Annotated in this window: 18 protein-coding genes; 13 read left to right on the top strand and 5 right to left on the bottom strand. The window is 60.4% G+C overall.

The features are described from left to right. The first annotated feature begins 2 nt into the window (after nt 1–2). From murD to mutS, 13 genes are all read left to right on the top strand, one after another. Complete coding sequence (gene murD, locus NMD14_17915) at nt 3–1,286, top strand: UDP-N-acetylmuramoyl-L-alanine--D-glutamate ligase (protein ID XEI32568.1); 1,284 nt, start codon at nt 3–5, stop codon at nt 1,284–1,286. Continuing rightward, nucleotides 1,283–2,464, top strand: a complete 1,182-nt coding sequence (ftsW, locus tag NMD14_17910) for a cell division protein FtsW (GenBank protein ID XEI32567.1) — start codon at nt 1,283–1,285, stop codon at nt 2,462–2,464. Before murD ends, ftsW begins: the two co-directional genes overlap by 4 nt. Next, on the top strand, nt 2,464–3,546 hold the full coding sequence (gene murG, locus NMD14_17905; protein ID XEI32566.1) for an undecaprenyldiphospho-muramoylpentapeptide beta-N-acetylglucosaminyltransferase: 1,083 nt from the start codon (nt 2,464–2,466) through the stop codon (nt 3,544–3,546). Before ftsW ends, murG begins: the two co-directional genes overlap by 1 nt. A gap of 111 nt (nt 3,547–3,657) precedes the next feature. Continuing rightward, on the top strand, nt 3,658–5,112 hold the full coding sequence (gene murC / locus NMD14_17900; protein ID XEI32565.1) for a UDP-N-acetylmuramate--L-alanine ligase: 1,455 nt from the start codon (nt 3,658–3,660) through the stop codon (nt 5,110–5,112). Nucleotides 5,113–5,209: 97 nt separating this feature from the next. Continuing rightward, complete coding sequence (locus tag NMD14_17895) at nt 5,210–5,962, top strand: cell division protein FtsQ/DivIB (protein XEI32564.1); 753 nt, start codon at nt 5,210–5,212, stop codon at nt 5,960–5,962. Next, complete coding sequence (ftsA, locus tag NMD14_17890; protein ID XEI32563.1) at nt 5,943–7,202, top strand: cell division protein FtsA; 1,260 nt, start codon at nt 5,943–5,945, stop codon at nt 7,200–7,202. The genes NMD14_17895 and ftsA overlap by 20 nt, the downstream gene beginning before the upstream one ends. Nucleotides 7,203–7,241: 39 nt before the next feature. Next, a complete protein-coding gene (gene ftsZ / locus NMD14_17885; GenBank protein XEI32562.1) occupies nt 7,242–8,393 on the top strand; it encodes a cell division protein FtsZ in 1,152 nt (383 codons plus the stop codon). Nucleotides 8,394–8,492: 99 nt separating this feature from the next. After that, entirely contained in the window at nt 8,493–9,416 is a 924-nt protein-coding gene (gene lpxC / locus NMD14_17880; protein ID XEI32561.1) for a UDP-3-O-acyl-N-acetylglucosamine deacetylase, read from the top strand. A 140-nt stretch (nt 9,417–9,556) separates the two neighbouring features. After that, nucleotides 9,557–10,462, top strand: coding sequence for a M23 family metallopeptidase (locus NMD14_17875; GenBank protein XEI32560.1), 906 nt, complete (start codon nt 9,557–9,559; stop codon nt 10,460–10,462). A 59-nt stretch (nt 10,463–10,521) separates the two neighbouring features. After that, complete coding sequence (secA, locus tag NMD14_17870) at nt 10,522–13,242, top strand: preprotein translocase subunit SecA (protein XEI32559.1); 2,721 nt, start codon at nt 10,522–10,524, stop codon at nt 13,240–13,242. Between the two features lie 185 nt (nt 13,243–13,427). Next, a complete protein-coding gene (gene mutT, locus NMD14_17865; protein ID XEI32558.1) occupies nt 13,428–13,832 on the top strand; it encodes an 8-oxo-dGTP diphosphatase MutT in 405 nt (134 codons plus the stop codon). A 229-nt stretch (nt 13,833–14,061) separates the two neighbouring features. After that, nucleotides 14,062–15,099, top strand: coding sequence for an acyltransferase family protein (locus NMD14_17860; protein ID XEI32557.1), 1,038 nt, complete (start codon nt 14,062–14,064; stop codon nt 15,097–15,099). 387 nt (nt 15,100–15,486) lie between these two features. After that, the gene (gene mutS / locus NMD14_17855; GenBank protein XEI32556.1) at nt 15,487–18,042 is read left to right on the top strand and encodes a DNA mismatch repair protein MutS; all 2,556 of its coding nucleotides are present in this window, start codon (nt 15,487–15,489) and stop codon (nt 18,040–18,042) included. A 236-nt stretch (nt 18,043–18,278) separates the two neighbouring features. Here mutS and yacG read toward each other — a convergent pair whose 3' ends face one another. From yacG to NMD14_17830, 5 genes are all read right to left on the bottom strand, one after another. Continuing rightward, entirely contained in the window at nt 18,279–18,473 is a 195-nt protein-coding gene (gene yacG / locus NMD14_17850) for a DNA gyrase inhibitor YacG (protein ID XEI32555.1), read from the bottom strand. 109 nt (nt 18,474–18,582) lie between these two features. After that, nucleotides 18,583–19,305: a cell division protein ZapD gene (gene zapD, locus NMD14_17845; protein XEI32554.1), complete on the bottom strand. Its 723-nt coding sequence runs from the start codon at nt 19,303–19,305 to the stop codon at nt 18,583–18,585. 37 nt (nt 19,306–19,342) lie between these two features. Continuing rightward, nucleotides 19,343–19,957 carry a dephospho-CoA kinase gene (coaE, locus tag NMD14_17840; protein ID XEI32553.1) on the bottom strand — a complete coding sequence of 205 codons (615 nt, stop codon included), beginning with the start codon at nt 19,955–19,957 and terminating at the stop codon, nt 19,343–19,345. Between the two features lie 13 nt (nt 19,958–19,970). Further along, complete coding sequence (locus NMD14_17835) at nt 19,971–20,843, bottom strand: A24 family peptidase (protein XEI32552.1); 873 nt, start codon at nt 20,841–20,843, stop codon at nt 19,971–19,973. 161 nt (nt 20,844–21,004) lie between these two features. Continuing rightward, nucleotides 21,005–22,246: a type II secretion system F family protein gene (locus NMD14_17830; protein XEI32551.1), complete on the bottom strand. Its 1,242-nt coding sequence runs from the start codon at nt 22,244–22,246 to the stop codon at nt 21,005–21,007. Nucleotides 22,247–22,252 lie beyond the last annotated feature (6 nt).

Below are 22,252 nucleotides of genomic sequence, written 5' to 3'. Positions count from 1 at the left end.
CCATGGTCATCATTATCGGATTGGGCAAAACCGGACTCTCCTGTGTCGATTACTTCCTCGGCCGTGGCGTGACGCCACTGGTGATGGATACCCGCGCCAACCCGCCCGGCAAGGATCAACTGCCGCCTGAGGTGGCGTTGAACCATGGGCTCGACGAGGCACTGCTCAAGCAGGCGCACATGATCGTCGTGAGCCCCGGCATCGCGCTGGCGACCCCCGAACTGAAAGCCGCCGCCGAGCGTGGCGTGCAGATCATCGGGGATATCGAACTGTTTGTCCGCGAGACCCAGGCCCCAGTCATCGCCATCACCGGCTCCAACGGCAAGAGCACAGTCACCACCCTGGTCGGCGAGATGATGGCTGAAGCCGGACTTAATGTTGGTGTGGGCGGCAATATCGGCACACCGGCGCTGGACTTGCTCAAGCAGCCGATGGATCTCTGCGTGCTGGAGCTCTCCAGCTTCCAGCTCGAGACCACTTACAGCCTGCGTGCTGCCGCGTCCGTGGTGCTGAACCTCTCCGAAGATCACATGGATCGCTATCAGGGTATGGCCGACTATCGCGCCGCCAAGATGGAGATCCATCAGCATTCGCAACACATTCTGGTCAATCGCGACGACCCTCAGACCCTGCCCGATGTGGGTCAGGTATGGCAGAGCTTTGGCCTCGACTGCAATGGCTATGGCCGCTGCCTGCTGGATGGCCGCTACTGGCTGACCCTGCACGGCGAACCGCTGCTGGCGGTGGATGAGATGAAAATCGTTGGTGCCCACAATCAGGCCAATGCGCTGGCCGCCATGGCACTGTGCGATGCGGTCGGCATTCCCCGCGCGGCCCAGCTCACCGTGCTGCGCCGTTTCGAGGGCTTGCCCCATCGTGCCCGTTTCGTGCGCGAGGTGAACGGGGTGCGCTGGATCAACGACTCCAAGGCCACCAACGTGGGGGCCACGCTGGCTGCCGTGGCCGGGGTGCGCGAGTCGGTCAAGGGGCGCCTGTTGCTGCTGGCCGGTGGTCAGGGCAAGGGGCAGGATTTTGGCCCCATCCAGGCGCTGCTGGGCAACCAGATCGATCACATGTACTGCTTCGGTCAGGATGCCGACGTGCTGCTGGCGCTGGGCGAGCAGACCGAACGGGTGGCCGATCTGGCCGCCGCGGTCGCCAAGGCGGCGGCAGATGCCCGGCCTGGTGACTGGGTACTGCTGGCGCCGGCCTGTGCCAGCCTCGATCAGTTCAAGTCGTTCGAGGTGCGCGGCGATCGCTTCACCGAGATGGTACAAACGTTATGAACGCCCTTCGCGCAGTCGCAGGCTTCTTGCAGCGTTGGCTGTTACCGGCACGTCCTGCCGGTCTCTACGATCGGCAGTTGGTACTGCTGGCGCTCTCCCTGATGGCCGTTGGGGTGGTCATCGTAGCCTCGGCATCGATCCCCGAAGGGATTGCGCTGGGGGATGATCCCTTCATGTTCGTGAAGCGTCACGCCCTGTTTCTGATGATGGCGCTGGGTATCTCCTGGTTTGTGCTGCAGGTGCCGATGGCGCGCTGGCAGGAACACAATGGCCCCATGCTGCTGCTGGCCGTTCTGATGCTGGTGCTGGTGTTGCTGGTGGGGCGCAACGTCAACGGCGCGGTACGCTGGTTGCCGCTCGGCCCGTTCAACCTGCAGCCTGCCGAATTCGGTAAGCTGGCGCTGTTTGTCTATCTGGCGGGTTATCTGGTGCGGCGCCAGAACGAGGTGCGTGAAGCCTGGCTCGGCTTCCTCAAGCCGCTGGCGGTGTTCGGGGTGCTGGCCGTCCTGTTGTTGCTGCAGCCTGACCTGGGTTCCACCGTGGTGATGTTCGTTACCTCGTTCGGGATGCTGTTTCTGGCCGGTGCCCGGCTGGGCCAGTTCGTGACCCTGATCGGTGCCGGCGTCGGTGCCGTGGTAATGCTGATCATCGTCGAGCCTTACCGGATGCGGCGGGTGACCGCCTTTATGGACCCCTGGGCCGATCCGTTCGGCAGCGGCTACCAGTTGACCCAGTCGCTGATGGCCTTTGGTCGTGGCAGCTGGTTTGGCGAAGGGCTTGGCAACTCTATCCAGAAGATGGAGTACCTGCCGGAAGCGCACACCGACTTCGTGTTTGCGATCCTCGGCGAAGAGTTGGGTTACGTTGGGGTGCTGGGCGCCCTGTTCCTGATTTTTGCGCTGGCGATCAAGGCGCTCAAGCTGGGGCATCGCGCGCTGGCGGCAGAGCGGCTCTATGACGGCTATCTGGCCATCGGCATCGGCATCTGGTTCAGCTTCCAGACCTTCGTCAACGTCGGCGCAGCCAGCGGCATGATGCCGACCAAGGGCTTGACCCTGCCGCTGGTGAGTTACGGTGGCTCCAGTCTCATCATCATGGCGGTGGCGGTGAGCATGTTGATTCGAATCGATTTTGAGTTGCGTCAGGCGACAGCCCAGGCGCGTGTGCGGGAGGTTTAGTGAGCAAGACTCTGTTGGTGATGGCCGGTGGTACTGGGGGACATGTGTTCCCCGGTCTGGCCGTGGCCGATCGCCTGAAGGCCCAGGGCTGGACTGTCCACTGGCTCGGCACTGCCGACCGAATGGAGGCGGAGCTGGTGCCCGCCCACGGTTATCCCATCTCCTTCATCGATATTCAGGGAGTACGTGGCAACGGCATCAAACGACTGCTGGTTGCGCCCTATCGCATCGTCAAATCGATCCTGCAGGCGCGTCAGGTACTCAAAACCGTTCGCCCTGATGTGGTGCTCGGTATGGGCGGTTTTGCCTCCGGCCCGGGTGGTGTGGCGGCCTGGTTCTCCGGTATCCCGTTGCTGCTCCATGAGCAGAATGCCGCTGCCGGCATGACCAACAAGCTGCTGGCCCGTATCGCCAAGCGGGTGCTGATGGCATTTCCGGGCGCCTTCGCGCCGAGCCGTCGTACCGCCGTGGTGGGTAATCCGGTGCGCCCCGAAGTGGTTGCCCTGCCGGATCCGCAACTACGCAGCAGCAGTGAGCCGCTGCATCTGCTGATTGTCGGCGGCAGTCTGGGGGCCCGGGTGCTCAACGAGCAGGTGCCTGCTGCGGTGGCGACGGCCGGCGTGCCCATTGACGTGCGTCACCAGTGTGGCAATGGCAATGCCGAGACAGTGTCTGCTGCCTATGCCCAGCACGGCATCCATGCCGAGGTGAGCGAATTTATCAAGGATATGGCCAGTGCCTACGCCTGGGCCGACCTGGTGGTCTGCCGTGCCGGTGCGCTGACCGTTTCCGAAGTGGCTGCCGCCGGTGTGGCTGCCATTTTCGTGCCGCTGCCCCATGCGGTGGATGATCACCAGACCCGTAACGCCCTGACCCTGGTCGACGGCGGTGCGGCCGAGTTTCTGCCCCAGTCCGAGCTGAACACCGCCTCACTGGCGGCGCGTTTGACCTGGCTGGCTGGGCGCAGGGAGACCCTGTTTAACATGGCGAAAGCGGCGCGCCGCGTCGCCATCACCGATGCGGCCGAGCGGGTTGCGGATGAGTGCAAACAGCTCGCAACAGGGCAGCGTGGTAAAGATTGATGAGCAAGGTTGCAGCGGTGACTCCGGGCAGCCTTGTACCTGTATGTATTGATGCCGCCGTGCAGCCGCGCGTTGCCGGCACATGGCCTGCGGCAGACTAAAGAGACGATTATGACCAAGGTTGAACTGGCAAAACTGCGTACTGTGATCCCCGAAATGCGCCGCGTGCGTCGCATCCACTTTATCGGCATCGGTGGTGCCGGTATGGGCGGGATCGCCGAAGTGCTTGCCAACGAAGGGTATCAGGTAACGGGTTCTGATCTGGCTCGCAACGCCGTGACCGAGCGGTTGGCCGGATTGGGCGCCCACATCTTCGTCGGTCACAGTGCCGAGCACGTCGAGGGTGCCAGCGTGGTGGTGGTCTCTACCGCCATCAAGCAGGACAACCCGGAGCTGCTGGCTGCCCGCGAACTGCGGATCCCGGTGGTGCGCCGCGCCGAGATGCTGGCCGAGCTGATGCGTTTCCGTCATGGCATCGCCATCGCCGGTACCCACGGCAAGACCACCACCACCAGTCTGGTGGCGAGCATCTATGCCGAAGCTGACCGTGACCCGACCTTCGTCATCGGTGGTCTGCTCAACAGCGCCGGGACCAATGCTCGTCTGGGTAACAGCCGCTATCTGATTGCCGAGGCGGATGAGAGCGATGCCTCTTTCCTGCATCTGCAGCCGATGGTCTCTATCGTGACCAACATCGAAGCGGATCACATGGATACCTACGGCGGTGACTTCTCCAAACTGAAGGCCACCTTCATCGAGTTTCTGCACAATCTGCCCTTCTACGGGCTGGCGGTGGTCTGCATTGATGATCCGGTGATCCGTGGCATGTTGCCGGAGATTGCCCGCCCGACCCTGACCTACGGTCTCGCTGACGAGGCCGACGTGCAGGTGCTGGATTTTGTCCAGACCACCAACCACTGCAGTTTCCGGGTTCGCCGTAAAGAGGCGGGTGAATTGCAGGTCACCCTCAATTTGCCGGGGATTCACAACGCGTTGAACGCCGCAGCGGCGATAGCTGTCGCGACAGAGGATGGTGTCAGTGATGAAGCTATTATCGCTGCGCTGGCCAAATTTGAAGGGGTTGGCCGCCGCTTCCAGCAGTATGGTGAGTTTGAAACGGGTTGCGGCAAGGCGATGCTGGTGGACGATTATGGCCACCACCCGAGTGAAGTGAAGGTCACCATCAACGCCGCCCGTGCCGGTTGGCCCGAAAAACGCCTGGTGATGGTGTTCCAGCCGCACCGTTATACCCGCACCCGCGACCTCTACGAGGACTTCGCCGATGTGCTCTCCAAGGTAGATGTGCTGGTGATGCTGGAGGTTTATGCTGCCGGTGAGGAGCCGATCCCGGGTGCTGATGGACGGGCACTGTGCCGCTCCATTCGCTCGCGCGGTAACCTGGAACCCATCTTCGTCGCTACGCCAGATGACGTGCCAGCCGTGCTGGCCGACCTGATTGGCGAGGGGGATTTGGTGCTGACTCAAGGTGCCGGGAACGTCGGGGCACTGGCCCGTCGTCTCGGAGAGATGAAATTGAGCATAGATAGCATGAAATCTGGCGCCTGAGGGCCCAATGAGTATTTTGACCGCCAAGCCGGGGCCTATATAATGGCGAGCCGGTCTGTCAAAGGCCGGTTTAGCGCGTGACACGGGGATCGATCGGGTGGAGGCAAGGGCACAGGGGCGCACCAAGGGTAGCTTCATCGCTGGCGTAGTGTTTTTCCTGCTGGTGATATGGGGCTGCTACCGGACGGCGCTGGATGTTAAAGGTTGGTTGACAGATGCCAACCGGTTGCCCATGAGCGAGCTGTTGCTGCAGGGGCAACACCAGTATTTGGAAACCGAAGAGCTGCGGGTGGCGGTGCTGGATGGCGTCGAGCTGCGCAACTTCTTCGAGTTGGATGTCAATGAATTGCAGGCACGGCTCAATGCCCTGCCATGGGTAGCTCAGGTTTCGGTACGAAAGAAGTGGCCGAACAAACTCAAGATCTACCTGACAGAACAGGATGTAGCGGCGCGCTGGAATGGCAACCGCTTCGTCAACACCAAGGGCAAGGTATTCACTGCCCCGGATCGGGTCAAGACGCCGCTGTTGCAGTTGTCAGGGCCAGATGACCAGGCTGCCCGGGTGTTGAAAGAGAGTCGGCAGTACGAGTCGCAACTCGCTGCCAAGGGATACACATTGCAGGGGGTGAATTTGACCCCTCGCCATGCCTGGGAACTGACCCTGGATGGCAATATCAAGCTGTTCCTGGGACGCAATGACATTGCGCTCCGGTTGCAGCGGTTTATCGATGCCTTCCCGGTTATCGAACCCCGTGCGCAAGTTGCCTACGTGGATCTTCGATACGACACCGGAATGGCAGTTGGCTGGAAGAAGAGCGAAGAGAACGTGCATGACCAACACCGCAGATAGGAATTTGATTGTCGGACTGGATATCGGCACAACCAAAGTGGCGGTTCTGGTCGGGGAAGTATTGCCGGACGGTGAATTGAACGTCATCGGTATGGGCAGTCACGCTTCCCGCGGAATGGAGAAGGGCGGGGTCAATGACCTCGACTCCGTGGTCAAGTCACTGCGCCGTGCGGTGGAAGAGGCCGAGATGATGGCAGATTGCCAGATCAGCTCGGTCTATCTGGGGTTGTCCGGCAAGCATATCGACTGCCGTAACGAGACCGGTATGGTGCCCATCTCCGATGAAGAGGTGACCCAGGAGGATGTGGACAACGTGATCCATACCGCCAAGTCGGTTCGCCTCTCCGACGAGCTGCGCGTGCTGCACGTGCTGCCCCAGGAGTTCGCCATCGATTATCAGGAAGGGATCAAGAATCCGGTGGGGCTCTCCGGTGTGCGGATGGCGGCCAAGGTTCACTTGATCACCTGCCACAACGACATGGCCCGCAACATTGAGAAGTGTGTGGAGAAGGTCGGCTTGCGGGTGGATCAACTGATATTCTCCGCGCTGGCCTCCAGCTATGCCGTGTTGACTGAAGACGAGAAGGAGCTGGGTGTCTGTGTCGTGGACATCGGTGGCGGCACCATGGATATGTCGCTGTTTACCGGCGGCGCCCTGCGCCACACCAAGGTGATCCCTTACGCTGGCAGCACGGTCACCAGCGACATCGCCTACGCCTTCGGTACGCCGCCGCTCGACGCAGAAGCGATCAAGGTACGCTACGGCTGCGCCCTCGGCCGACTGGTCAGCAAGGAAGACAATATTGAAGTGCCCAGTGTCGGCGGTCGCCCGGCGCGCAGCCTGCAACGGCAGACACTGGCTGAAGTGATTGAACCCCGTTACACCGAGTTGCTCTCCATGGTGAATGATGAGCTGGTGCGGGTACAGAACGAGTTGAAGGCGCAGGGGGTCAAGCATCAGCTGGCAGCCGGTGTGGTCTTGACCGGCGGCGCTGCCCAGATTGAAGGCATTGTGGAGTGTGCAGAGCAGATCTTCCAAAGCCAGGTCCGGGTGGGAGAGCCCATGAACATACGTGGTTTGAGTGATTACGTGCAGGCACCGGTGTACTCGACTGCGGTCGGGTTGCTGCAATATGGCCGCACCCATCAAACCACCGGTAGCAACAAAGAATATGCCGCCAAGGCAAGCGTCGGTGGCCTGGTCAAACGGGTTAGCAACTGGCTGCGTGGCGAGTTCTAAGAATTTTGCTGAGTCAGGCAAACAAAGCGGAGAGACAACATGTTTGAATTTATGGATAGCCACACTGACGAAGCCGTCATTAAAGTGATCGGTGTAGGTGGCGGCGGCGGTAACGCTGTCGAGCACATGGTTCGTCAAAACATCGAAGGCGTTGAGTTCATTACTGTCAACACCGACGCCCAGGCACTGCGTAACTCCAGCGCCAACACCACTCTGCAGATCGGCGGTGGCATCACCAAGGGTCTGGGGGCCGGAGCCAATCCGGAAGTGGGTCGTGATGCAGCCATGGAAGACAGGGAAGCGCTGCGTGAGCTGCTGACCGGTTCCGACATGGTGTTCATCGCCGCCGGTATGGGTGGTGGTACCGGTACCGGTGCTGCGCCGATCGTGGCCGAAGTGGCACGCGAAATGGGCATCCTGACCGTTGCCGTCGTCACCAAGCCGTTCTCCTTCGAAGGGAAGAAGCGGATGGGCTTCGCCGCGCACGGTATTGAAGAGCTCTCCAAAAACGTCGACTCCCTGATCACCATCCCCAACGACAAGTTGCTGAAGGTGCTGGGTCGCGGTATTTCCCTGCTGGACGCCTTCAAGGCGGCCAACGATGTGCTGCTTGGCGCGGTACAGGGCATTGCCGAGCTGATTACCCGTCCGGGCTTGATCAACGTCGACTTCGCGGACGTGCGTACCGTGATGCGTGAAATGGGTACCGCCATGATGGGTACCGGTTCCGCCTCCGGTGATGACCGTGCCGAAGAAGCGGCCGAGAAAGCCATCTCCAGCCCGCTGCTGGAAGACGTGGATCTGGCCGGTGCCCGTGGCATCCTGGTCAACATCACCGCCGGTATGGACATGACCATCGAAGAGTTCGAAACCGTGGGTAACGCGGTCAAGGCCTTCGCTTCCGAGAACGCTACCGTTGTTGTGGGTACCGTCATCGACCCGGAAATGCACGACGAACTGCGTGTGACCGTGGTTGCCACCGGTATCGGTGCCGAGCGCAAGCCGGACATCACGCTGGTCAAGAGCAGCCAGGTGCAAGAGCGCCCGGTACGTCAACCGCTGGTCAGCGACATGATGCAAGGCCGCGTGATGGACGAAGCCCCGGCCAAGGTGGTCAACGCCGAGCCGCAAGCTCGTCGCGAACCGGATTACCTGGATATTCCGGCGTTCCTGCGCAAGCAAGCTGACTAAGCCTCTTATGGCTCTTGTTTGTTTGTTGTTCAAGGAATGTGCTAAGATGGCCTGCCAACGACCATCTGGTCCGGATTTTAAGCTGTTTAGGGTACACCCATGATTAGACAAAGAACCTTGAAAACGAGTGTACAGGCGACTGGTGTCGGCCTGCATTCGGGTCGGAAAGTCACTATGACGTTCCGTCCGGCACCTGTGAACACAGGGATCGTTTACTTGCGTACCGACCTGAATCCTGTGGTGGAGCTGCCAGCCAATGCCGATCAGGTGCGCGATACCGTGCTCTGTACCGCTCTGGTCAACGAAGCTGGTGTGCGGGTCTCTACCATTGAGCACCTCTCTGCCGCGCTGGCTGGGATGGGTATCGACAACCTCTATGTCGAGGTTGACGCGCCCGAGATCCCGGTGATGGACGGCAGTGCGCATCCCTTTATCTACCTGCTGCAGGAAGTCGGGATCCGTGAGCAAAATGCGGCCAAGCAGTTTGTGCGGATCAAGAAGAGCATCCGGGTTGAAGATGGCGACAAGTGGGCGGAATTCCACCCCTATCGCAACGGCTTCAAGATGGATCTCGAGATCGATTTCCAGCATCCGGTCTTTGCAGGGCGCAACCAGCGTTGCGTGCTGGACTTCTCCGGTGCTTCCTTCGTGAAAGAGATCAGCCGAGCCCGTACCTTCGGGTTCATGCGTGATATCGAGTACCTGCGTTCCCAGAACCTGGCGCTGGGCGGAAGCCTGGAAAACGCCGTGGTACTGGACGACTATCGGGTGCTGAACGAAGATGGTTTGCGTTATGAGGACGAGTTCGTCAAGCACAAGATGCTGGACGCGATCGGTGACCTCTATATGTGTAACCGCAGCATCATCGGTGAGTTCCGTGCCTACAAGACCGGACATGCCCTGAACAACAAGCTGCTGCGTGCCTTGCTGGCTGAGCAGGAGGCTTGGGAACTGGTGACCTTCGAGGGTGAGGGCGACAAAGCGCCTATCGCATACTACGACAACGGTCTGGTTCTGGCCTGATAGCTGTGCAACGGAACGTCGGTCCTCTCTCCGCACCGACGTTCCGTCATTTGTTTACTCCATCCTTTAATACCGATTATCTCCCGGTTTTATTTCCCGTGCAGGCTCCTGGCCGCACCTGACCGAGCAGACTGATTTCTATGAGCATTACCCTGATCCTCCACGGCAAGCAGCGACGCAAGTTGCACCTGCCCAAACAACGTCTGGCCTGGGTCGGCGGTATTCTCTTCTCCCTGTTGGCGCTTGGTGGTGGTTGGCTCTGGCAGAGCTGGCACCAGAAAATGGCGGCGCTGGAAGTGGCGCTCGCCGTTGCCGAGCAACAGTCCATCGACCAGAGTGGCGACGAAGCCCGTGAACAGTTGGCGATGCTGGCTGCCCAGGTAGGCACCATGCAGGGCCAGCTTGGCCGTCTCAATGCCCTCGGCGAACGATTGACCGAGCAGGCCGATCTCGATCCCGACGAGTTCAATTTCAAAGAGCTGCCCCCGATGGGTGGCCCTTCTTATGATGAAGATCTGGAAGTGAACCTCAACGAGCTGCAAGCCTCGATGAAGCACCTTAGCCAGCAACTCAGCAGCCGTGAAGATCAGCTGTCGGTACTTGAATCTTTCATCATGAATCACCATATCACCGATGCCGGTTTTATTTCCGGCACGCCAGTCAAACAGGAACGAGTCTGGGTCTCGTCCGGGTTTGGTGGACGGGTCGATCCGTTCAACGGGCGTGCCAAGATGCACAAGGGGGTGGATTTCCGTGGCAAACCCGGCACCCCGATTCTGGCCACCGGGCCCGGCATTGTCAGCTGGGCGGGCCGTCATCCGGAATTTGGCAATATGGTGGAGATTAATCACGGCAATGGCCTGATCACCCGCTATGCCCACAACTCCAGATTGCTGGTCGAGGTGGGCACCCTGGTTGATCAGGGTCAGAAGATTGCCTTGATGGGACGTACCGGTCGCGCGACCGGGGTCCATCTGCATTACGAAGTGTTGAAAGACGGTCGTCAGGTCAACCCCGCACGCTTTCTCAGTGCCAGCCGGGGTTAGGTTTTATTTTTCAGGTTCCAGTGACGGAACGCTTTTATAACCAGAAATAGTTGGTACCCATGATTAGCACACTGCTTACCAAGATTATCGGCAGCCGGAACGACAGAACGCTCAAGGCTTTGCGCAAAATTGTAAAACAGATCAATGCCATGGAGCCGCAGTTCGAGGCTCTGTCCGATGCCGAGTTGCAGGCCAAGACGGCTGAATACCGTCAGCGTATCGAGCAGGGCGAGACCCTGGAGCAGCTGCTGCCGGAAGCGTTCGCCACTGTGCGTGAAGCCTCCAAGCGGGTGTTCGGCATGCGTCACTTCGACGTGCAGCTGATCGGTGGCATGGTGCTGAACTCCAACCGCATCGCGGAAATGAAGACCGGTGAAGGTAAGACGCTTACTGCAACGTTGCCGGCTTATCTGAACGCCCTGAGTGGCCGTGGCGTGCACGTGGTGACCGTTAACGACTACCTGGCCAAGCGTGATGCGGAAGCAAACCGTCCGCTGTTCGCCTTCCTCGGCATGACCGTCGACTGCAACGTGCCTGGCATGGATGCGTCCCAGAAGCGTGACGCCTATGCCGCCGACATCACCTACGGTACCAACAACGAATTCGGTTTTGACTACCTGCGCGACAACATGGCGTTCTCGCCGGAGCAGCGCGTCCAGCGTCCGCTCAACTACGCGCTGGTGGATGAGGTGGACTCGGTGCTTATCGATGAAGCCCGAACCCCGCTCATTATCTCCGGCCCGGCCGAAGACAGCTCCGAGCTCTATATTCGCGTCAACAAGCTGATCCCGCTGCTGGTCAAGCAGGACAAGGAAGACACTGAAGAGTACACCGGCGACGGTCACTACACGGTGGACGAGAAGAACCGTCAGGCCCTGCTGACCGAAAACGGCCAGATCTTCGTGGAAGAGCTGCTCAAGAAAGAGGGGCTGCTGGACGAGAACGACTCCCTGTTCTCCGCTTCCAACATCAGCCTGTTGCACCACGTCAATGCCGGTCTGCGCGCCCATACCCTGTTCGAGCGCAACGTGGACTACATCGTCCAGAAAGACGAGATCGTCATCGTCGACGAGCACACCGGCCGTACCATGCCGGGTCGTCGCTGGTCCGATGGTCTGCATCAGGCCGTTGAAGCGAAGGAAGGGGTGAAGATCCAGAACGAGAACCAGACGCTGGCCTCCATCACCTTCCAGAACTACTTCCGTCTCTACAACAAGCTGGCGGGCATGACCGGTACTGCAGATACCGAAGCCTTTGAATTCCAGCAGATTTATGGCCTGGATACCGTGGTTATCCCGACCAACCAGCCGATGGTGCGCAAGGACATGGGCGATCTGGTCTATCTGACCGCCAATGAGAAGTATGCCGCTATCGTCGAAGATATTCGCGGTTGCGTTTCCCGTGGTCAGCCGGTGCTGGTGGGTACCGTCTCCATCGAGAACTCCGAGCTGCTCTCCGGCATCCTGACCAAGGAGAAGATCCCGCACAAGGTGCTGAACGCCAAGTTCCACGCTATGGAAGCGGAGATCGTTGCTCAGGCGGGTCAGATTGGCGCGGTGACCATCGCCACCAACATGGCCGGTCGTGGTACCGACATCGTATTGGGCGGCAACTGGCAGGCAGAGATTGCCAAGCTGGAAAACCCGACCAGCGAGCAGATTGCCGAGCTGAAAGCCGCCTGGCAGGTGCGTCACGATGAGGTGCTGGCCGCCGGTGGTCTGCACATTATCGGTACCGAGCGTCACGAATCCCGTCGTATCGACAACCAGCTGCGCGGCCGTTCCGGTCGTCAGGGTGACCCGGGCTCCTCCCGTTTCTACCTCTCCATGGAAGATACCCTGATGCGGATCTTCGCCTCAGACCGCGTGACCGGCATGATGAAGAAGCTGGGTATGGAAGAGGGCGAAGCCATCGAGCACCCGTGGGTCACCAAGGCGATCGAAAACGCCCAGCGCAAGGTGGAAGGTCGTAACTTCGACATCCGCAAGAGCTTGCTGGAGTTTGACGACGTGGCCAACGACCAGCGCAAGGTGGTCTACGAGCAGCGCAATGAGTTGCTGGATACCAACGACATCTCCGAGACCATTCATCTTATCCGTGACGACGTGTACGGTGCGGTGATTGACGAGTACATCCCGCCCCAGTCTCTGGAAGAGATGTGGGACGTGCCGGGCCTGGAAACGCGTCTGAGGGCAGACTTCGCCCTCGACCTGCCGCTGCAACAGTGGCTGGCGGAAGATGACAAGCTGTATGAAGAGAAGTTGCGCGAGCGCATTCTGGATGAAGCCACCAAGCTCTATGCCCACAAGGAAGAGCTGGTCGGCAAAGAGGTGCTGCGCAACTTCGAGAAAGCAGTGATGCTGCAAACTCTGGATGGTCTGTGGAAAGAGCATCTGGCGGCCATGGATCACCTGCGTCAGGGCATCCATCTGCGCGGTTACGCCCAGAAGAACCCCAAGCAGGAGTACAAGCGCGAATCCTTCGATCTGTTCACCCAGATGCTGGAAACCCTCAAGCGCGATGTGGTCAGCATCCTGAGCCGGGTTCAGGTCCAGGAGCGCGATGTGGAAGCGATGGAAGAGCAGCAGCGCCAGCAGGCGGAAGCCGCTCCCCGTACCTACACCCACGCCGCGGCAGAGAATCAGCTGGCCGATGAAGAGGCCGCAGGCGAAGAGGGTCACACCACCTTTGTGCGCGACGAGCAGAAGATCGGTCGCAACGATCCCTGCCCGTGTGGCTCCGGCAAGAAGTACAAGCATTGCCACGGTCAGTTGACCTGATCGACGTAATGCCATGACAAGGCGGGCCCGGTGCCCGCCTTGTTTTTGTCAGAGGGTGGCAAAGTCACCGGGGTGGCGCCACTTGACGAAAGGAAATCGGATATCAGGCATCATCGGCCGCTCACCCAACCGGAGGTTGGGTTCATCTAACGGTCCGGTCATGCATAGCGTGTAAAGGTAACAAGATGGAACAGAAAAAGCGGATCTGGGTGGCGGTTGGCGTCATCGAGAATGAACGGGGCGATATCTTCATCGCCAGACGCTCCTCCGACCGTCATCAGGGGGATCGTTGGGAGTTTCCCGGTGGCAAGGTGGAGTCGGGCGAGGATCTGCTCACCGCGCTGGATCGGGAGCTGTGGGAAGAGATCGGTATCCGGGTGCAGGATTGTGCTCCCTTCATGGAGTTGCAGCACGACTACCCCGAGAAGCAGGTCTTGCTCGATATCTGGAAGGTGACCCATTTTAGCGGCGAACCGTTTGGTAAGGAGGGGCAGGAGTGTCTGTGGGTGCCGGTGGCAGAGTTGCACAACTATCACTTTCCCGATGCCAATGGCCCGATTGTGGCACGGCTACAGGGCCTGCTGGCTTGAGCCGGTAGCCATCAAAAAGCATCAAAAAAGGGCCAATCGGCCCTTTTTTATTCTCCATGACCGCGCTCAAAAAACGGGAGCTTGCTCCCGTTACAGGTAACACCTTCCGCCATCCAGTTACAAAACGTAACTACTCAACAGCGTGATTCACACTAATAAAATCAATTGGTTGTAAGTCGCCAGCAAGGGTTTTAGCGTGCCGTTACCATCCCTGTAACGACGAGCCACCATGCGTATTTCCAGTATCGAGTGCGGGCGGGTGCTGGCCATTCTGGCCGTGATGACCATTCACGTCTCCCCCTTCGCCAATCCGTTCAATCCCACCCTGTGGGGAAGCGGATCCTGGCTCTGGCTGAGCGGCGCCATCAACCAGCTATGCCGCTTTGCCGTGCCGCTGTTTTTCCTCTGTGCCGGTTACTTTCTGCAGCCGAGACTGACTCGCGAGGCGCCGCTGACCGTAGCCTGGCGCTACTGCCGCCCCTTGCTGCTGCTCTGGCTGGCGTGGAGTCTGGTCTACCTGCTGGTGCCGTTCAATCCGCTGGCTGCCGTGCAGCAAGGCTATCTGGCCTCCCTGCGCGGGCAGTGGCAGTTCCAGCTCGCCGACCCCCTCAACGGCTGGCTGGTGGGCGGCATGATCCACCTCTGGTTCCTGCCAGCCCTGATCATGGCGGTGACCCTGCTGGCACTCTGCTACCGGCTTGGCAGGCCAGCGCTCGCTCTCTGGCTGGGTCTTGGCCTCTACCTGCTGGCGTTGCTGGGGGGCTCCTATGCCAAACCGCTACTGGGCGCCGAGTGGCCACTGCTCACCCGTAACGGCCCCTTCTTCTCCCTGCTGTTTGTGGCGCTGGGGGCCCTGCTGCGCCAGCGTCAGTGGCAACCGGATGCCAGCACCGGCTGGCAACTGCTGCTGGCGGGCGTGGCGCTCTATGGCTGTGAAGCCTGGGCGCTGCAGCACTTCGCTGGGGTGCCGCTCACCCGCCACGACTTCCTGCTCGGCTCCCTTCCCTGGGCCCTCGGTCTGTTTGGTCTACTGCTGGCCAACCCCGAATGGGGCAAGGGCAGCTGGCTGGAGCGCCAGGCTCCCAAAGTGCTCGGGATCTACTGTCTGCACATGATGCTGGTGGTCTGGCTCTTCATGTTTGGCCCGCAGGGTGCATCCATCCAGTGGGAGATCGCCAAGGTGCCGCTGCTGCTGGGGTCGTCTCTGCTGGCCTATCATCTGCTGGCGGCCCTGCCGTTCACCCGCAGACTGCTGCGTACCCACTGAGCCCTCCATCCGGCCCGATCCATCGGGCCGGATATCTCTCCACCCTCGATAGCCAGTTTGACAACATCATCAGAACACCACCGCCATGATCCTGCGTGGCAAGGCGCGATGTTTCATGTCTCCTGGCTGCATCGACTCAATTGCCTTGTAAGAAAGCGGTTTGCTATTCTGGAGCGCACTCATCACTGACATCCTTTCATATCGTTTTGCTATGAGAGCCTGCGCGTAGGTTGTCATTTTAACCTGGTTCACCATCACAGGAACCGACGCGTCAAGCAACGTCTTAAAGCAAGATTCAGTGCGCCTGGATGAGAAAAATTGAACCACCCCGAGCCTTAATAAAGAAAAATATTAGAGCAAGAACAGCAACTTAATGGCGAATCGACATTGATAACAATAGAGAATCTACAGCAACACACGCCCATGATGCAGCAGTACCTTGGCCTCAAGGCCGAGAACCCGGAGATCCTGCTGTTCTACCGGATGGGCGACTTCTATGAGCTGTTCTATGACGATGCCCGCAAGGCCTCCCAACTGCTCGATATCTCCCTGACCAAGCGCGGCCAGTCGGCCGGCAGCCCCATCCCGATGGCAGGCGTGCCCTATCATGCCATCGAGGGTTATCTGGCCAAGCTGGTGCAGCTCGGCGAGTCGGCCGCCATCTGCGAACAGGTGGGGGATCCCGCCACCAGCAAGGGGCCGGTGGAGCGCAAGGTGATCCGCATCATCACCCCGGGCACCGTCTCTGACGAGGCGCTGCTCAGCGAGCGGCAGGACAACCTGATCGCCGCCGTCTACCACGATGGCCGCCGCTTCGGCTTCGGCACCATGGACATCGGCTCCGGCCGCTTCTTCATCAATCAGTTCGAGAAAGAAGAGACTTTACTGGCGGAGCTGCAGCGCACCAATCCGGCCGAGCTGCTCTATCCCGAATCGTTCGAGTTTCTGCACCATGTCGAGGGTCGCCGCGGCCTGCGTCGCCGCCCCGAGTGGGAGTTTGAGCTGGGCACCGCTCGCAAGCTGCTCTGCCAGCAGTTCGGCACCCAGGATCTGGTGGGCTTTGGCGTCGACAAGAGCGAGACCGCCCTGTGCGCCGCCGGTTGCCTGATGCAGTACGTCAAGGATACCCAGCGCACTGCGCTGCCCCATATCCGCAACGTGCGCCTCGAGCAGCCGGATCACGCGGTCATCATGGATGCCGCCACCCGCCGCAATCTGGAGCTGACCCAGAATCTGGCGGGAGGCTATGAGAATACCCTGGCCGAGGTGCTGGATCGCACCGCCACCCCCATGGGCAGCCGCCTGCTCAAGCGCTGGATCCACCAGCCGATCCGCGATCGGGTGATCCTGAAAGGCCGCCAGAGCACCATCAAGGAGTTGATCGTGCAGAACCTCTACGACGAGCTGGGCAGTCTGCTGCGTCAGGTGGGGGATGTGGAGAGGGTGCTGGCGCGTCTCGCCCTTCGCTCGGCCCGCCCGCGCGACCTCACCCGCCTGCGTCAGGCCTTTGCCCAGTTGCCCGAGTTGCAGCGCCTGCTGGCGGATAACGAGCACGAAGCGGTGCAACAGCTGGCCGAGCGCGCCAGCACCTTCCCCGAACTGCTCGACCTGCTGGAACGCGCGGTGATGGAGGTGCCGCCGGTGCTGATCCGCGATGGCGGCGTTATCCGTGACGGCTTCAATCAGGAGCTGGACGAGCTGCGGGATCTGGCCAACGGCGCCACCGCCAGCCTCGCCCGCATCGAGGAGCGGGAGAAGCTGCTGACCGGCATCAACACCCTCAAGGTGGGTTACAACAAGGTGCACGGCTTCTATATCGAGGTGAGCCGCGCCAACAGCCATCTGGTGCCGGCCCACTACATCCGCCGCCAGACCCTCAAGAACAACGAACGCTACATCATCGATGAGCTGAAGAAATACGAGGACAAGGTGCTCACCGCCCAGGCCCAGGCGCTGGCGCTGGAGAAGCGACTCTACGAAGAGCTGCTCGATGCCCTGCTGCCGCACCTCGGCGATCTGCAAGAATCGGCCGCCGCACTGGCGGAGCTGGACGTGCTGGCCAATCTGGCCGAGCGGGCCGAGACTCTCGACTACCGCTGTCCGACCCTCATCGATGAGGATCAGATCCTGATCGAAGCGGGCCGCCATCCGGTGGTGGAGCAGGTGATGACCGACCCCTTCATCGCCAACCCGATCCGGCTGGAGCGGGAGCGGCGGATGCTGATCATCACAGGCCCCAACATGGGCGGTAAATCGACCTACATGCGCCAGACCGCGCTGATCGTGCTGCTGGCCCATATCGGCGCCTTCGTGCCCGCCGACAGCGCCCGCATCGGCCCCATCGACCGTATCTTCACCCGCATCGGGGCGTCAGACGATCTCGCCTCCGGCCGCTCCACCTTTATGGTGGAGATGACCGAAACCGCCAATATTCTCAACAACGCCACCGCCCGCAGTCTGGTGCTGATGGACGAGATTGGCCGCGGCACCAGCACCTACGACGGCCTCTCGCTGGCGTGGGCCTGCGCCGAGCAGCTGGCGAGCAAGATTGGCGCCTACACCCTGTTCGCCACCCACTACTTCGAGCTGACCCGCTTGCCGGAGCTGATGAGCGGGCTGGCCAACGTCCACCTCGATGCAGTGGAGCACGGCGACACCATCGCCTTTATGCATGCGGTGCAGGAGGGGGCAGCCAGCCGCTCCTACGGCCTGCAAGTCGCTGCGCTGGCCGGGGTACCGAAATCGGTGATCCAGCAGGCCCGGCACAAACTGCACGAGCTGGAGAGCGCCACCCCGGTGGCCGCCGGTGAACGCCGCCCGGCTCCGGTGACTCTCGCCCCGCAGAACCATCCGGTGGTGGAAGAGCTGGAAGCGGTGCGCCCGGACGAGCTGACCCCGCGTCAGGCGCTCGATCTGCTCTATCGCCTCAAGCAGATGCTGTGACCAGCGGAAGATGATCAGGCATGAAAAAGGGGAACCGCGAGGTTCCCCTTTTTATGTTCATCTCGGAAGTTGGGCTAAATCGCATGTTTGGCTAAATCTTAGGTTGGGTTTCGCTATGCTCAGCGCCAACCTGCGTCTCGCCCGATACCCCAATCAACCCTGAATCCATCCCCTCATCAGAGCGAGGCATGGCGCGGGCGCTTTTTTTCATGCTACGGAGATGAGTGATCTTTGGCTCATAGCCACTGATCGCCCTCTTCCGGCTCCGGCAGCAGATCCGGGTTGATCTCGCCCGGAATGCGCTTCTCTTCATCAGCCCATTCGCCGAGATCGATCAGCTGGCAGCGCTTGCTGCAGAAGGGGCGGAACGGACTCTGTGGGCCCCACTCCAACTCGGTTTGGCAAGTCGGGCATTTGACCTTGGTGACCATTTAGGATGCCTCTTTAGCAGCAAGTGAATGGTAAAGGGTTGCGGACGCCAATTTCCGACTCGGTTTGGCAAGTCGGGCATTTGACCTTGGTGACCATCTGGATGTCTCCTTAGCAGCAGGCGAGCTGGAACGGCACATCGCCAATCGGCTGTTCTGCGGTGGGCAGAAAGCGCAGGGCGAAGCGGTTCTTGTGGCCGCTCAGGGTCGGATAGCAGAGCAGATTGCCCGGCAGTCTGATGCGGATAAGCTCGGCGCTCTCGGCGGTGTCCTGAAAGAAACCGTTGTTGGCAACCTGTTCACTGAACGCGCCGGACTCGCGCCACAGGCGCAGCAGCAAGGTAATGGCATTCATCAGCAGGGTGATGTCGCTCAGCCAGTCCTGCATCTGCTGGTGACGGGTGATGGTCGGGGTACCCAGCCAGTGATGCAACTGCGGCACATCAAAGGCACACAGGCCACCTGGAATGGAGAAGCGCTGGCGGATGGAGCCGAGCAGGCGATCCTCTTTCAGGCGGGCTCCCGGGCGAGGCGCGTTGAGCAGGTCGCGAGAGAGTTGGCTACTCTCCTGCTGCATCTGTTTAATCTGCACCAGGTCGACGCCGGGCAGGCTGGCCCAGTGGCTCAGACGCTGGCCCAGCCGCTCCAGATCCTTGATGAGATCGGCACGCAGATCACCACGCTCCAGCAACTCCTGCAGATCGAACAGCCCCTTGAAGAAGGCGATATGTGTCCAGGATTGCTCACTCTCCAGATTGTCGCGGATTTGGGAAAACAGGGACTCCAGACGAAGATAGGTCCGGCTTTTTTCATTGAGGGGAAAGTCGTAAATCATGCCTAATCCTGGCCAGTCATAAACCGGCCTAGTGTACTCACACTTGGCGGGCTTGTTGAGAGGCAATTGCCAGATATGTCTTGTGCAGCGCCAAAATCCGCATGTTAATCGCCATTTCGCCGCCATTGTGGTTTTCGATGACATCATCCGCTGCGGCGAGGCGCGCCGACCGGCTCGCCTGGGCCGCGATGATGGCCTTGGCCTGCTCGGCCGATACCCCATCCCGGCGGCAGGTGCGCTCAATCTGGGTGGCTTCGTCCACATCGATCACCAGCACCCGGTTGGCAAGGCCGGTGAGTTTGTTCTCCACCAGCAGCGGCACCACCAGCAGGCAGTAAGGTGAGCGAGCCGCGGCACACTGGCGCAGCATCTCGCTGCGAATGAGCGGGTGCAGCAGGGCATTGAGCCACGCCTTGGCCTGTGGGTCGCTGAAGACCCGCTCGCGCAGGGTACGACGATCGAGTTGACCGCTCGGATCGATCACCTCGGGGCCAAAATGATCGGCGATGGCGGCCAGGGCCGGGGTGCCCGGCTCAACGACCTCGCGGGCGATCACATCGGCATCCACCACCTCGATACCCAGCGCGGCAAACTGATTGGCGATAGTGGTCTTGCCGCTGCCGATACCACCGGTGATAGCAACTACATACATGGGGGCCTCTTGCTCAGAGCAGGGTAGAGAGATACCAGCGGGTGATGGTATCGCCCCACAGCAGGGCGATCCAGCCGGCGATGGCCAGGTAGGGGCCGAAGGGGATGGGCTTGCCCTGATGGTGTTTTTGCAAGGTGATCAGGCTGATGCCGATCACGGCGCCGACCAGGGAGGAGAGCAGCAGAATAATGGGCAGCGCCTGCCAACCGAGCCAGGCGCCCAGCGCCGCCAGCAGCTTGAAGTCGCCATAGCCCATCCCCTCCTTGCCGGTCAGCAGCTTGAAGGCCCAGTAGAGGCTCCAGAGCACCAGATAGCCCGCCATGGCGCCAATTACGGCATCAGCCAGCGGCACGAAGCCACCTGCCAGATTGAACAGCAGCCCGCCCCACAGCAGTGGCAGGGTGAGCTGGTCGGGCAGCAACATCTTGTCGAGATCGATAAAGGTGAGGGCCACCAGCACCCAGGTGAGCAGCAGAGCGGCCAGCGTGCCCCAACCCGGTGTAACCACCATGGCAACAGCCACCGAGAGCAGGGCGGTCAGCAGCTCCACCAGTGGGTAGCGGGCCGAGATGGGGGCCTGACAGTCGCGGCAACGCCCTTTGAGCCAGAGCCAGCTCAGCAGCGGGATGTTCTCCAGCGCGGTGATGGCGTGGCCACAGTGAGGGCATGCAGAGCGCGGTACCATCAGGTTGTAGCGCTCTGGCGCGGGGGTGTCCTCATCGGGGGCGAAGTAGCTGCGATACTCGGTCTGCCACTCCCGCTCCAGCATGATGGGCAAGCGGTGGATCACTACGTTGAGGAAGCTGCCGATCATCAGGGAGAACAGAAAAACCAGCGAGAAGTAGAGCCAGGGCAGCGCGGCCGCCAGCTCGATAACCATGGTCATCGGCAAAAACCTCTGTCAGGTCGGTTGAGTGTTGAGTGTTGAATGTCGTTAGTCGTGAATGGTGAGTCGTTAATCGTGAATGATCGAATCCCGAATCCCGAATCCCGATTCAGCATTAAGCATTAAGCATTAAGCATTAAGCATTAAGCATTCTCGATTCACTACCCCACCACGTCGCCAAGTTTGAAGATGGGCAGGTACATGGCGATAACCATGCCGCCGACCAGCACCCCGAGCACCACCATGATGAGGGGTTCCAGCAGGCTGGTGAGGCCATCGACCAGATCGTCAACCTCCTGCTCGAAGATGGTGGCAACCTTGGAGAGCATATCATCGATGGCGCCGGACTCTTCACCGATCATCACCATCTGGATCACCATGTCGGGGAAGAGATCGACGGTGCGCATCGCCACGTTGATCTGCATGCCCGCCACCACCTCGTTGCGGATGGCCATGACAGCGGTGCGATAGACATAGTTACCGGAGGCGCCAGCCGCCGAGATCAGCGCATCCACCAGCGGGATACCGGCGGAGAAGGTGGTCGACAGGGTGCGGGCAAAACGGGCCATGGCCGCCTTGTGCAGGATCATCCCGACCACCGGAATGGTCAGCACAAACTTGTCGGTATTGTCTCTCACCTTCTGGGAGGCGCGCCAGGCCCGCACGTAGAGGAAGATGCCAATGGCCGTGCCACCAAAGAAGACATACCACCAGTTCTGCATAAAGCGGGAGATGCCGATGACAAACTGGGTGAAGATCGGCAGCTCGGCGCCAAAGCTCTTGAAGATATCCTCGAACTGCGGAATGACGAACAGCAGCAGGATGGAGGTCACCACGATGGCCACCAGAATGACCATGGTGGGGTAGAACATCGCCTTCTTGATCTTCGACTTGAGTGCTTCTGACTTTTCCCGATAGGTGGCGATACGGTCGTAGATGGTCTCCAGCGCACCGGATTGCTCCCCCGCTTCCACCAGATCGCAGTAGAGAGCGTCAAAGTAGCGGGGGTGACGGCGCAGCGCCTCCGACATGGGGGTGCCGGTCTCCACATCGGCGGCAACCTGTCCCATCAGCTCGCGCATCGAGATTTTCTCGTGGCTGCGCGCGATGATCTGCAGGCTCTGCACCAGTGGTACGCCAGCGGAGAGCATGGTGGTGATCTGACGGGAGACGATGGCGATATCCATCGGTTTGATCTTGGCGCCGCCCTTGGAGAAGAGCCCCTGGGATTTCTTGGTCACCTTGGTGACGTTGACCCCCTGCTTGCGCAGCTCGCTCTTGACGGTGTTGATGCTGTCGGCCTGCAGTTGGCCGGAGACTTTCTGCCCCTTGCGGTTTACCCCGTGCCAGCTGAAGGCGAACACTTTCTTGGGGGCATTGTTCTTTTTCGTTAGGGTTGCCATCTTTGC

Source organism: Aeromonas veronii (assembly GCA_041319085.1).
GTDB lineage: Bacteria > Pseudomonadota > Gammaproteobacteria > Enterobacterales > Aeromonadaceae > Aeromonas > Aeromonas veronii_F.
The sequence above is the reverse complement of the archived record's forward strand: the minus strand, read 5'-3'. Positions and strand labels throughout refer to the sequence as shown.